The organism is Methanosarcina acetivorans C2A (genome assembly GCF_000007345.1).
Classification (GTDB): Archaea; Halobacteriota; Methanosarcinia; order Methanosarcinales; family Methanosarcinaceae; genus Methanosarcina; species Methanosarcina acetivorans.
Genome location: NC_003552.1, coordinates 1,293,581 through 1,305,758, shown reverse-complemented (window position 1 = coordinate 1,305,758; position 12,178 = coordinate 1,293,581). Strand labels below are relative to the sequence as shown.

General features: G+C 44.1%; 15 protein-coding genes. 3 read left to right on the top strand and 12 right to left on the bottom strand.

The features are described from left to right. Positions 1–99: 99 nt before the first annotated feature. Positions 100–999 (bottom strand): formylglycine-generating enzyme family protein, encoded by a 900-nt coding sequence (locus MA_RS05740; RefSeq protein WP_011021130.1) that lies wholly within the window; start codon positions 997–999, stop codon positions 100–102. A gap of 668 nt (positions 1,000–1,667) precedes the next feature. Between MA_RS05740 and MA_RS05735 the strand changes: the two genes are divergently transcribed. The 3 genes from MA_RS05735 (at position 1,668) to MA_RS05725 (ending at position 5,334) form a co-directional block, all read left to right on the top strand. Then, positions 1,668–1,904, top strand: coding sequence for a transcriptional regulator (locus tag MA_RS05735; protein WP_011021129.1), 237 nt, complete (start codon positions 1,668–1,670; stop codon positions 1,902–1,904). Between the two features lie 573 nt (positions 1,905–2,477). Next, positions 2,478–3,470: a hypothetical protein gene (locus MA_RS05730; protein WP_011021128.1), complete on the top strand. Its 993-nt coding sequence runs from the start codon at positions 2,478–2,480 to the stop codon at positions 3,468–3,470. 1,318 nt (positions 3,471–4,788) lie between these two features. After that, positions 4,789–5,334, top strand: a complete 546-nt coding sequence (locus tag MA_RS05725) for a carbonate dehydratase (protein WP_011021127.1) — start codon at positions 4,789–4,791, stop codon at positions 5,332–5,334. 47 nt (positions 5,335–5,381) lie between these two features. Here the strand turns inward: MA_RS05725 and MA_RS05720 are convergent, their stop codons facing one another. The 11 genes from MA_RS05720 to MA_RS05670 all read right to left on the bottom strand — a co-directional run bounded on the left by MA_RS05720 (position 5,382) and on the right by MA_RS05670 (position 12,169). Further along, positions 5,382–5,660, bottom strand: a complete 279-nt coding sequence (locus MA_RS05720) for a winged helix-turn-helix domain-containing protein (RefSeq protein WP_048065040.1) — start codon at positions 5,658–5,660, stop codon at positions 5,382–5,384. 192 nt (positions 5,661–5,852) lie between these two features. Further along, entirely contained in the window at positions 5,853–6,500 is a 648-nt protein-coding gene (locus tag MA_RS05715) for an adenylate kinase (RefSeq protein ID WP_011021125.1), read from the bottom strand. A gap of 92 nt (positions 6,501–6,592) precedes the next feature. Beyond that, positions 6,593–8,068 (bottom strand): preprotein translocase subunit SecY, encoded by a 1,476-nt coding sequence (gene secY, locus MA_RS05710; RefSeq protein WP_011021124.1) that lies wholly within the window; start codon positions 8,066–8,068, stop codon positions 6,593–6,595. A gap of 142 nt (positions 8,069–8,210) precedes the next feature. After that, entirely contained in the window at positions 8,211–8,633 is a 423-nt protein-coding gene (locus MA_RS05705; RefSeq protein WP_011021123.1) for an uL15m family ribosomal protein, read from the bottom strand. Between the two features lie 10 nt (positions 8,634–8,643). Further along, positions 8,644–9,105: a 50S ribosomal protein L30 gene (locus MA_RS05700; protein WP_011021122.1), complete on the bottom strand. Its 462-nt coding sequence runs from the start codon at positions 9,103–9,105 to the stop codon at positions 8,644–8,646. Position 9,106: 1 nt separating this feature from the next. Further along, a complete protein-coding gene (locus MA_RS05695; RefSeq protein WP_011021121.1) occupies positions 9,107–9,736 on the bottom strand; it encodes a 30S ribosomal protein S5 in 630 nt (209 codons plus the stop codon). A 9-nt stretch (positions 9,737–9,745) separates the two neighbouring features. After that, entirely contained in the window at positions 9,746–10,270 is a 525-nt protein-coding gene (locus tag MA_RS05690; RefSeq protein ID WP_011021120.1) for a 50S ribosomal protein L18, read from the bottom strand. A 16-nt stretch (positions 10,271–10,286) separates the two neighbouring features. Then, the gene (locus MA_RS05685) at positions 10,287–10,742 is read right to left on the bottom strand and encodes a 50S ribosomal protein L19e (RefSeq protein ID WP_011021119.1); all 456 of its coding nucleotides are present in this window, start codon (positions 10,740–10,742) and stop codon (positions 10,287–10,289) included. A gap of 1 nt (position 10,743) precedes the next feature. Further along, positions 10,744–11,220, bottom strand: a complete 477-nt coding sequence (locus MA_RS05680; RefSeq protein WP_048066173.1) for a 50S ribosomal protein L32e — start codon at positions 11,218–11,220, stop codon at positions 10,744–10,746. A gap of 11 nt (positions 11,221–11,231) precedes the next feature. Further along, positions 11,232–11,762, bottom strand: coding sequence for a 50S ribosomal protein L6 (gene rpl6p, locus MA_RS05675; RefSeq protein ID WP_011021117.1), 531 nt, complete (start codon positions 11,760–11,762; stop codon positions 11,232–11,234). Positions 11,763–11,776: 14 nt separating this feature from the next. Then, complete coding sequence (locus MA_RS05670) at positions 11,777–12,169, bottom strand: 30S ribosomal protein S8 (protein ID WP_011021116.1); 393 nt, start codon at positions 12,167–12,169, stop codon at positions 11,777–11,779. Positions 12,170–12,178 lie beyond the last annotated feature (9 nt).

Sequence of the window (12,178 nt, the reverse complement as noted above, 5' to 3'; positions counted from 1 at the left end):
CAATTATCTGCCTCTCCTGGCATAAACGTTATTACTGCAACGGATTCATTAAAAATTTTTCACCTTTTAGCTTCTCTAAGCAGATAAAGTAGAAGATGCTTAAATTTCCCTCAGGACTCGAAAACCAAGATCGTTGCGGTCGAGATCGGAGTAGCCTTTGCCAGCATACCCACAGTTCTGAATTCTATAAACATTAAGGCCACCTCCATCTTGAAAGCCGCCTCCTCGAATCCTACGGAAAACACTACTTTCATCCTCCCCGTCTTTATCCCGTTCCAGAATATTCTCATTAATCCATTCCATAACACTCCCATGCGTGTCACTTTCATTAACCCATTCCATGACATTTCCATGCATGTCATAAAGACCCCAGGGATTTGGCTCCTTTTGCCCTACAGGATGAGTTTTACAATCGGAATTTGGCACATACCACGCATAATCCCCAAATTTTGCTTCATCGTCTCCAAAAGAGTATCTGGTTGTTGTCCCGGCCTTGCAGGCATACTCCCATTCAGCTTCCGATGGCAGACGATATTTATCGGTACCTTCTATTTCATTGAGTTTTTCGATAAACTCCTGAACCTCATCCCAGGATACCTGTTCGACTGGAAGATCATCCCCTTCAAAATATGAAGGATTGCTGCCCATCACTTCACGCCACTGTCCCTGGGTAACTTCAAATTTACCCAGATAGAACGGTTTTTTAATCTCAACTTTCTTTGCCAAATCTTCATCGATATATTCTTCAGTTATAATTTCACCTGAAGGCGTCCTGACGTATCCCGTATTATAAATAGGCCCCATCATGAATTCCCCTGAGGGAATCTTCACGAACTCCATACCTATCGAATTTGTGTAGTTAGGTTCCGGCCCGATTGAACTTGCGTTGTCAGAGTCATCTGCTGATTTTCCGAATTCGGTACAACCCGGTACCCCACAAAAGAGAAGCATAACTATCACAGTAATGAATACCGTTTTATTCGCTCTTTCAACCATCATAACACCATTAAAAATCCAAATTTCAGTCCAGGTTAGCGGGCTCAGTACTCAGTCCTGGCGGCTTCGGAAGCCTCGGTCGAGGAGGTAGTTTTGCCGGATTACAAATCGGTTTTGCACTCAGTCTCAATTGAGAGTCCGAATTTCATATATCTCAGCTTACAGTCTGATTCAGTTCCAGACTAGGAATAAAAGTTAGTTTCACCTGCATATATAATGAAATTTTCGTTTTAAATTCGGAATCGATTTTTGTACAGACTCATGGACAATATCAGTACTTCACTAATTTTCATTTCCTCATAAACAAGTTCCTCCGTTATCATTATATGATGAAAACGCCACCATATATCTCATTCATCGTATAATCCCGGCTATAGCCCTAAAATTGAATTAAAATCAAAAGAATGCATTGATACCGTATTAAGACCCCTCAATGACCATGTAACTATAAAGATCAATGATTCTCTTACAAGTGAAGACATTTTTCGTACTGTCGTAAGTATGGCAGTTAACAGGAATTCTGTTCATACAGTCTCAACACAGTATCAGGATGTTGCTTGTGAAACATCCCTGCGATACCACCTTAATAAACTAAACATGGATGAACTGATCAAATCGAATGAAGAGATTCCCCTTCAAGAACTAATGAAAACCCTTTGCCCTTTTGCTGAATGCAATTTATCACAGAGTCCGAAATCTACGGAATGCCCCTTAAAGACATCAAGTATTTCATTGATTGGTGCTCCCAGGGAGATTGCACCTTGCAGCAGCGCCATGACATGTTTGTGGAACGGAAGGCAGTTGTAAGTGCTCAAATGGAAGAACTGAAAAAAACTATGAAAATTATCAATTTTAAATGCTGGTATTACAAGACTACATTGGAAGCCGGAACAGGAGATATTCATTAAAAAAATAGGGTGGAACAGCGCAAATGTATGAGCATAGGAAATTCAAACCTGTTGTGAACTACCGCTAAACTAAAGATTTAGCGGCTTCCTGAGTCATCCCCCCAACCAATGTTAGCGAGTCGTACAGGCTCTGCCCCTCGTTCCAAAGGTGAAACAGAATATGAACGTGAGATTATACTTGAGATGCTTTTCAGCTTCCGGTTTTCTCCGGCTTGGCGTTCCCGATCCCTTCAGGTATGAGGATACCCTGTTATCCAACTCCTCAGCTTGGTTTTCGCATTTTGGTTGTGGTGACAGTATTAAATATTATAATATAGTTAAGAATACAAACTTATTTGCAGAATCAATATCAAGAGAATGTTGAGAAGTTGACGCTTATACCCCCTGAGCTTAAAGCCTCAGGGGTTTTACGCTTCTTCATATAAAGTATAAAATATGTAAATGTATTGACAATAGTATATAATATAGTTAACAGGATAACCCCCCTTTCTTCATATTTTGTTTTGTGACTTGTTTCAAGGGGGATTTTCAGCAAATATATTGTCATTTAATTTAAGTTATGGGGATTAAAGTATGGATGAAGATTTAGTTTCGCGCAAAGATTTAGAAAAGCGCCTGCGTTTAGCCCGGCATGAAATGGAGGTTGCTCAAAAGCTGGAGAGTAAACTTGCGGTTGCGAGACAGCAACTTAAAACAGCTCAAACGGATAGCAAAAAACTGGCAAAAGAACTAACAAAAGAAAAAAATGATGTAGAAAATCTGGAGAAGCCCAGTATTACTCTGATTATAGCTAAAATTAAAGGAACTAAAGACAAGAAAATAAAAAAAGAACGCCAGGAGTATTGGGCAGCACAATTAAAATATGAAGCTTCTGAAAAAGTTATTGAAGAACTGGAAAAGGAAATAAATTCGCTATTGGGGCAAAGAAAGAAATCGTTCTATGATATAGAAAGTGAATACGGACAGTTGCTGCGAGAGAAAGAAGAAGTATTAAAAGGACAGCCTGGGGAAACCTCACAGAAACTGCTATATATTGCTGAAGAAAAGGGCAGGCTGGCAGCCGAAGAAAAAGAATTAAGGGAGGCTGAATATGCTGCCCAAAATGTTATATCCTCTTTGAATCAACTGATGGAAACCCTTAAGAGCGCCGATAATTGGGGGAAAGTGGACATACTTGGCGGCGGTTTAATAACAACTGCTATCAAACACTCCAGGATAGGGGATGCAAGGGAGCAGATTGCTGCTGTACAGAAAAATCTAAACAGCCTGCAGAGAGAACTTGGAGATATAAAAAAAATTGATCCTGATGAAGTTAAGATAAATATTGGAGGATTAGCTACATTTGCCGACTATGCCTTTGATGGATTAGTAGTAGACTTGATTGTTCAATCAAGGATAAATGAGGCCCAAAATAGATCCCAAAACCTTCATGGCCAAGTAGAAAGTATTTGTTGTACTATATATGAATGGCATAAGAATGTAAAAAGAGAAATGAAAGAATTAAATGAGAATAAACAGTCATTAATTGAGAAGAGTACTATTGATGAACATCAACCGGAAAGGTAAAGAAAAGAATTTGTAAAAGGGGCTGTAACAGGAAGCTGAACTGGAAACTGAACTAGGGTATAACAAACAGGAACACAAGGCCGATTTCGATGAAAAAGAAGCGAAAAATTACAGAAACGGATACAGCAAAAAGACTGAAAAAACGCAGCTTGGAGAAGTATCAATTCTTGATATAAACTCTGCAATCGAAAAACTTAATCATGGAACCTATATTCAGCAGCAAGCACATTTTAACATTTAAATATCCTTTATCGTTATTTTTTGTCGTTTCGGTTGAAAATCAGCGCCATAGGACTGGATATCTAATCCAGTTTGTCATTTCTCTCCATTTTCTATAAATATATATTAATACTGTTATGATTGATGTTTAGTAATTTTTAATTTAAATTTAATTTAAAAATTTCTGAAAAAAACGATATCAATAGAAAAATTGAATGGATTTTTATATCGACCTGCCGAAAGCAGGATGGAGATTCAGTTCAACCCATAAAAAGCATCAATAAACCTGTAGAAATTAACGAAATAGAGATTGACTACTATTCGGATACACCGGGAGAGAAACAGGATTTCTATAAACCAGTCTGGATTTTCAGAGGAACGGATGAGGAAGGAAATGACATAGTGAGGTATGTGGATGCAAACTCCTAATAAGAATCTTTGGCTTTTATCTTGTTAAGCCCTGGAAAAACCCAGATGAAAACTTGTTTCCAAAAAGAACAAATACTGAGGGGGTATATCACCAAATAAGGCTTTATTGCGCTCATTTTAACTTTTGCAGAGAACATGAGGGTTTAACAAAAGAAAACTAAAATGGTCTTTTGGATAAGATGACTCCCTCACAAGAATGTGGAATAACTCAGAAAAAAATGGACTTTAAAAGAGTTGTTGAATTATAAGCCTTTTAAAATATCAACCGCTTAATGGGAGCACCAGAACCTTTGAAGACTCAGAAGAGAAGGCAGAAATTACTGTTGAAGCAAAAATATCACCTGTCAGGAGCTATCCAAAAGAAAGAGAATCCAAAAGAAAGAGAAAAAAGATTAAAATTTTTAAGTCAAAATTCTAATTTGAGAGCCTCGAAGAGCCTCCAGACAAGCTGGCGGAGGTGCTGATTTTTACGCGAATTAAAATGAGGCTCTCAGGATCAAGAAATTACTCTTCGACCGGGAAAGTAAAGATCAAAACATAGATTTAAATAACTTATCATAATTTATCATAAAAATCATCGAAGCCTGAAAAATAGCGAACCGGATTCGGGATAGAAAATTCAAACGGGATTCGGGGCAGCCCCTTCAGGCATGGAAAAAGGAGTTTTAAAATGAACCTTCCAAACCCCCGTAAACAGCACCCGAGAGTCAGTAAAAGGGCGTGGATATCCGAAACTGCAGTAATAATAGGGAACATAAGTATTGCAGATTACGTATTCGTAGGGCCCAATGCAGTCCTCAGGGCAGACGAGCCCGGGTCGTCCATAACCGTTCAAAGCGGCTGCAACGTACAGGACAATGTTGTCGTCCATTCCCTCTCGCATTCCGATGTGCTTGTCGGCAAAAATACTTCCCTTGCGCATAGCTGCATCGTACACGGCCCCTGCCGGATCGGAGAAGGCTGCTTTATAGGGTTCGGGGCAGTGGTGTTTGACTGCAATATCGGGAAAGACACGCTTGTCCTTCACAGGTCCGTTGTCCGGGGGATAGATATTTTCTCAGGCAGGATAGTTCCTGACGGGACTGTGATCACCAGGCAGGCCTATGCCAATGCGCTTGAACCTATCACAAAAGAAATGACCGAGTTCAAAAGGTCGGTGGTCAGAGCAAATATCGAACTTGTGGAAGGGTATATGAAACTCAGAGAGGAAAGCTAAGGGAAAAAATAGAGCAGGAAATCAAATCGAAAAATTTTGGCAGGAGGTTAAAGGTATTTACCCTCCAGCTTTTCCAGAACCGTTTTTCCTTTATCCGTAAGCACGTATTTTTTCCATGTCGTTTTTTCAGGAGTCAGGCATTCGATTAAACCCCTGTCCTCAAGTTCTTTTAAGGCACGACTAATATTTTGCGTGGACCTGCTTGCTTCATGGGCGATATCCGAAGCCCTTACTGCAGTGTGCTTTTTCATGTATTGCATGAGTATCAGGCGGCGGTCAACGCTGATAACCCATTTCATCAGTTCTTCAATTGAGTTTTCAGTCATATGATTCTCCAGCAAAAGCTTCCTAGGGAAATAAGCAGCCGCATAATATTTAAAATTTAATCACTCTGTCGCATTGGGAATCATAGAGAGAGAGGATTTACGGACCTAAAAATACCAAAATTTCAAGGATAGATTGAAAACATGGGAACTTAAATGAAGAAAAGAAAAAACAAAGGAAAAAAAAGGAGGAATTCAGGCAAACTTTGCCAGAATTGCCTTCAGGTCCTCAAAGACCACATCTATCTCCTTTGTCCCGTCAAGGGTGACAAGGATGCCTTTCTCTTTATAGTAGTTGATCAGCGGCTGGGTCTGCTTTTTGTAGACATCCAGGCGGTTCTGGACGGCTTCTGCGGTATCGTCAGCACGCTGGAAGACCTCACCGCCACATATGTCACAGACGTTATCCTTCTTTGGGGGATTGGAAATAATGTGATAACTTGCCCCGCATTTGCACATAAGACGCCCACTTATTCTTCCTACAAGCACTTCGTCAGGCACCTCAAGGTTGAGGACGACATCGATGGGTTTTTCGATTTCATCGAGGATTGCTTCCAGGGCATCAGCCTGAGGGACAGTCCTCGGGTATCCGTCGAGAATGAAACCTTTTTCGCAGTCTGCCTCATTCAGACGGTTTTTAATTATGCCGATAAGCACCTGGTCAGGGACAAGTTCTCCTTTGTCCATATATGCCTTGGCTGCAAGGCCCAGTTCTGTTCCTTCTCTAACATTTGCCCGCAGGATATCCCCTGTGGAAATCTGCGGAATTCCGTAGAAATCAACCAGTTTTTTGGCCTGGGTACCTTTGCCGGCACCCGGGGGCCCGAAGAGTATTATATTCATTCGAAGATCCCCTTTTTTATCCTTTTTTACTTGGGATTGTTTTCTTTCTGCTCTATCATTTCAGTTATCCTGTAGTTAGAGGTTTACCAGCCTTACTGCTCCCCGAAGAAGGAGCGGATCATCGGGTGCATCTCCATCATCTGTTCGGATGCGATATCCTCGTACAGCCTGTACACAATACTGACAGTAAGCAAAAGCCCTGTACCTCCGGCGCTTCCGAGCGTACCGAGCAAGCTTGCGACCAGGGTAAGAATCCCAATGAAAGCTCCACCTATAACGGTAACCTTTGGAATGTAACGTTGCATAACTTTTTCAATACTGCCGATGTTCCGCCTAAAACCCGGAATCTGCATTCCTGAATTGAAAATCTTCTGGGCTGTGGGCTTTGCACCCATACCTGTGGTCTCTATCCAGAAGAGGGCAAAGATAATCCCGCCTCCGATCAGCATAATAGCGTCCGCCAAGACGTGAAGCCCGATCTGCCAGATTGCCGGAGCAGTTGCACCATAGCTTGCAAAGGATTCCCGTACGAGAGACGGGATCCAGTCATAGGGGCTGTGGATGGGAGCTAGGTAATACATTATCCCGTTCAGGGGCTTTGAGCCACTGAATTCTCCGAGGAAAGTAATCCCTCTGCTGGCAAGAATGATTCCGACCATCTGAATGTTAGCCTGAAGAGCCCTGACAAGGATCATGGGCAGAACTGAGGCGTATATGAGCTTGACAGGGAAACGGCCCCTTGCCCCTCTAACTGCGCTGTGGGCGAGAGGGATTTCTATTCTCGTACTCTCCACGTATACGACGAGCAGGAAGATAGCGACCGTGCTCAGAAGGGCAAGAATTCCTCCTCTGACCAGCAGGAACATCAGACCTTCACCGGAGAAGAGGTAGTCTGCACCTGTATTCTGGGCAATGTAGATCCATTTGGGAATGAGTCCTACTGGAAGCCCTTCCTCAAACTCCCAGTTAAATATTCCTGTAACGATCTGCTGGGAGATTCCCGCAACAATGAACAGCCCGACTCCTGACCCGATGCCCCACTTGGAAACCACTTCATCCATAAAGAGGATCAGCGTGCCTCCGATAAAGATCTGGACAAGGAGCAGTAAAGTGATCACTCCCAGGCCTACATTAAGAGTAGCAGCAAGCCCCGGATCCGGTTGGATGTATCCGCCAAGAAGCTGCGGTAGAGCCTCCAGTATGATCATGACAAAGACAAGAAACTTCTGAGCTCCCTGGAAGAATGCCTGATCTTTGGGGTCCGAAAGATCCATTTTAATTATATCTGCCCCAACAAGAAGCTGCAGAACAATCGAAGCAGTGACAATTGGCCCGATCCCGAGAAGGACTAAAGATCCCGAAGCCCCGGCAAAAAAGGCACGATAAGATTCAAAAAGGTCAATAGAATCCTGAGACATCCCGAAGAGCGGTACATTCGCAAGAGCAAAGTACAGCACCAGAACTCCCAGAGTCCACCAGAGTTTATCCTTGAAGTGGACGTGTTTTTCCGGACTCGCTACTGCAGGTAACTTATTAAAAAACGGTTCTAAGGTATCCCTGAGAGTCATCGATTACACCATTCAAAATATACGTTTATTGATACTATACTAAATATTAGATTATGTTTTTACCGTAAGATAATGGTATATATCACATCTAATATAAAAAGTTATTAAAAGAATAAAATAAGTAATGTCGGATTGACACTACTTATTCGGCATCGATGCAGCTTCCACCAGCATTTTCAATCTTTTCACGGGCAGAGGCGGAAAACTCCTCTGAAGTGACCACAAGATTCTTTGTGACACGTCCGCTTCCGAGTACCTTCTCGATTCCGAGGTTTTCAAGGTTAATGTGGTATGCCCCATCCTTAACTTCCGCAAGCCCTTCTTCAACAAGGTAGGAAGCAAGTTCGTCGAGCTCTCCGACATTTACTATGGAAACGTCCCTTGATACTTCATCAGGGCGCTTGAAACCGTGCTTTCCGTAGCTGTACCCACGCATCATAGCTCTTACGAAGTGGTGTTTGCAGCCCCCGGCTTTCCCGCGGCCTCCGCGGTTACCGGCTCCACGCCTGTTTTTGTGGGTCCCGCCCCCGCAGGTCCTGGACCCTCTAAACTTTTTAGTATCCATTTAAACCACCTTATCTCATCTTGTGCAGAAGCACGTTGATATTTTCATCGTGGTTTCCGAGTACTCCGCCCTGCTGGACTGTCCTCTTAATCCCTGCATGCCCTTTTCTTGGTGGGTGAAGCCTGAAAACAGGCTTCAGTTTGGGGATATCCTTAAGGGAGGATTTTCCCTCGATAACGGCTTCGGCAAAGGCCTGTATGGAATCATAGTCCGTGTTTTCACGGATGTATTCTTCTGTGAGGCGGGTGTCGCCTTCAAGCCTTCCGCGATTTTCAAGGACTTCCGCAAGGGTCTTTGCATCAATCTTGCCGTATGCAACGTAGTCCTTCACTTTCTGAACCATACCCTTGTAGTGAGGATTTTCCGGCACAAACACACAGTGGTTAACTTTGTGCAGGCGGAGCATCTTCATTGTGTCCTCAATAGTATAGCGTACGTTGACCTGACCTCTGAGTCTCACAACTGCATACATCTCAGACTTCCTCCTTACCGTAGTAGACAGGCAGCCTTACCACGTTGACCTGGTTAAGGGCATCGTAGGTAGCCTTTGCGAAGTTGAGGGTTGACCTGGTAGTCCCGAAGGTCTTGGTCCATACATCTTTAATGCCGGCTTTTTCGAGCACCTTGGTTGCAGTGTTTCCTGCGGCAATCCCGAGGCCCCGGGGGGCAGGGATGAGGGTCACACTTACACTGCCTGCCTTTCCTGTAACCTCGTAAGGTACGGTGTGCGGCAGCCCGCAGGCGCATTCCCAGGAACCGCAGCCTCTGCGGATATAGGTAATGTTGAGCTTTGCAGCGTCTATTGCCTTGCGTATTGCAGGCCCTACCTGGACGTCCTTTGCCTGTCCGAGTCCTACATAGCCGTTTCTGTTTCCTACGATTACGGTTGCTCTGAACTTTACACGGCGTCCGGAGTCAGTCATCCTCTGGACCATGTTAATGTCGAGCACCTCATCTTCCAGGTCAGGAAGCAGCATATCAATTATCTGGGGTTCCCTTATAGGCAGGCCTGATTTGATTGCCTCGTCCATGGAAGCAACCTGTCCTTCAACAACTAATTTTCCAAGCCTGGTCTTCGGAACCCAATCTTGATCGAATGCCATTTAATCACCTTAACTAAACTCAGCAAAGATTTTCTCTTTGGTTGCTTCAAACTGCTCTGGCAGGTCTGAGCTCTCTTCTCTGTATCCGGCTATGTGCTCTCCGCGGATCCTCTCGTCTGGGGGGAACACTTCAGGGCTGCAGGGGATTTCAAAGCCAGAGTCTACAACCCCTTTAAGGGCAGCATAAACTCTTGAACCTGCAGAGGAAGCCTGGAGACCGATATCCAGAATGCCTCCTTCATAGCCCTTCTGCAAACTCTTCAGCCCGAATAAGAGCCCTGTAAGGTATGCAGCCGTTGTATTTCCGGTAGCTCCTGTGTAACCGTATTTTGCAAGCTCATTCGAAACGGCTGAGGAATAAGTTATGTCCCCATCAGGGGTAGGAGCTATTAACTGGATCTGAACGTTTCTTGAACTTTTTCTGACGACCACACGGTCCTGCCTTGAGAGTAGTAATTTAAGGCGGAGGTGGTAGTTAGTGCGTCCTTCTCTTCTTCTTCTAAAAGGAACCTTATATCTTGGTCCTGTTGCCATCTTCAGCTCCTCCAGGTTATTCTTTCTTTAACAGTTTTTCGGACTCAAGGTGGGAGTTAAGGTGAGAAACGCTTCTGTATTCTCCGCCTTTTGCCTTTCTGTAGAGTCTGCAGTACACAGACTTATCAAGGGCTCCGTCTGCACGCAGCTCCTTGAGTCTTCTTCTGAGAGCCCTGATCTTTTTGATCCACTGCTCTTTCTTGGGAGTACGGGCTCCTTTCTTACCCTTTCTGGAACCATGCCCCTTGCAGTGCCCGTACTTACGCTTGGCAGCAAGTGCTCTGGCCCTACCTCTGCTGACCCCTTTTACAGGTTTTGCTTTAATTGTGCCTTCCTCAATGAGCCCGCGGATATCTTCTCTTGTGATCGCGGAGGCTATTTCTTCGGAGGCTTCGGGATTAAGCCATACCCTATCAAGCCCGCATCCGAGAACTTTGGAAGCCAGTTTCCTCTGGTTGGACAGATCGGACATTTTACTCACTCCTTCCAGAGTTCAGGACTTTAATCCCGGCTTCTTCAGCTTTTGCGAGAATAAGGGCTTTCTTTTGTGCGCCTATCGTCCCTGCTATCCTGATAGCTTCGTAAGACGGGTCAACAAGCTCAAGCTCAGCAATACTGGAAATAAGAACATCAGAATAACCCGAAGGGTGCAGGCCTTTAACTGCAGCCGGGCTTCCGTATCCTACCTGGACAAGCGCACCTTTTGAGACATACTTTCTGCGCTGCTTACCCTGAGAACCTCTCGGACGCCTCCAGTTGTCATCAAGTCTTTTGAACTTATGGCTGCAGGTTCTCTTGAACTGAGGTTTCTTTCCTTTCTGAACCTTTCTCACATTGAATAAGCGCCTGGATTCAGGATCCATATCAAGAGTGGAAACCGAAGTACCTTCAACTTCATTGATATCTTCAACTTCATTGGTACCTTCAACTTCATTGAATTCTTCTGCCATCATAATCACCTTCAGGCCTTCTGCACTATGTAGATTCCATCCTGGAAGATCCTCGGATCGAACCTCTTAATCTTGGTCTTCTGTTCTATATTTGCGGCAGTCTGCCCGACATCTTCCTTGTTGATTCCGGTAATTGTGACATCGTTCCCACTTACCTTAACCTTTGTCTCGCCAATGATTTTTGCAAATCTTGGCTTTTTTTCTCCAAGGAAGTTTCCGATTATGAGGGTTTTGCCATCAACTTTGACCTGCATCGGGAAGTGAGCGTACACAATGGACATCTTGCATTCAAAGCCTTCATTTACGCCTTTGACCAGGTTCCTGATATGAGAAGCAAAGGTTCCTACCATGGCTTTCTGTTCCTTCCTGGCGTATTCGGCGTCGACGACTACTTCGCCATCCTTTACGTCGATCATGATTCCGGGGTACCACAACTTTCTTTCGACAGTTCCCTTGGGACCCGTGGCTGTAAAGACATCCTGAGCGAGAGAGACGGAAACTCCTTCAGGAATCTCTATTGTTCTTGCAATTTCCTTAACCATTTCCTGTTCCCTCCTCAGTACACATAAGCAAGAAGTTGCCCACCAATCTTCTTATCACGGGCTTCGTATTGAGACATAACCCCGCTTGAAGTGGTTACTATAAGGGCACCAAAGTTCTTTGCCGGCAGGAACTGCTTTTCCCAGCGTTCGAAGCTGGCTGTTCCTACGGAATACCGCGGCTTGATTGCACCGCATTTGTTGATTCTTCCCACAAGGGTAACGCTGTAGATTCCGGCTTTCCCATCGTCGATAAATTCAAAATCTCCGATATAGCCGAGATCCTGCATAACCTTCAGGACATTGCCAATATTTTTAGAAGCAGGCCTGACAACACAGGAGCTCTTCCCAATGGCTTCCGCATTCTTGATAGTGGAAAGGGCGTTTGCAAGAGGATCAAGTAATACCATTTAAATCAC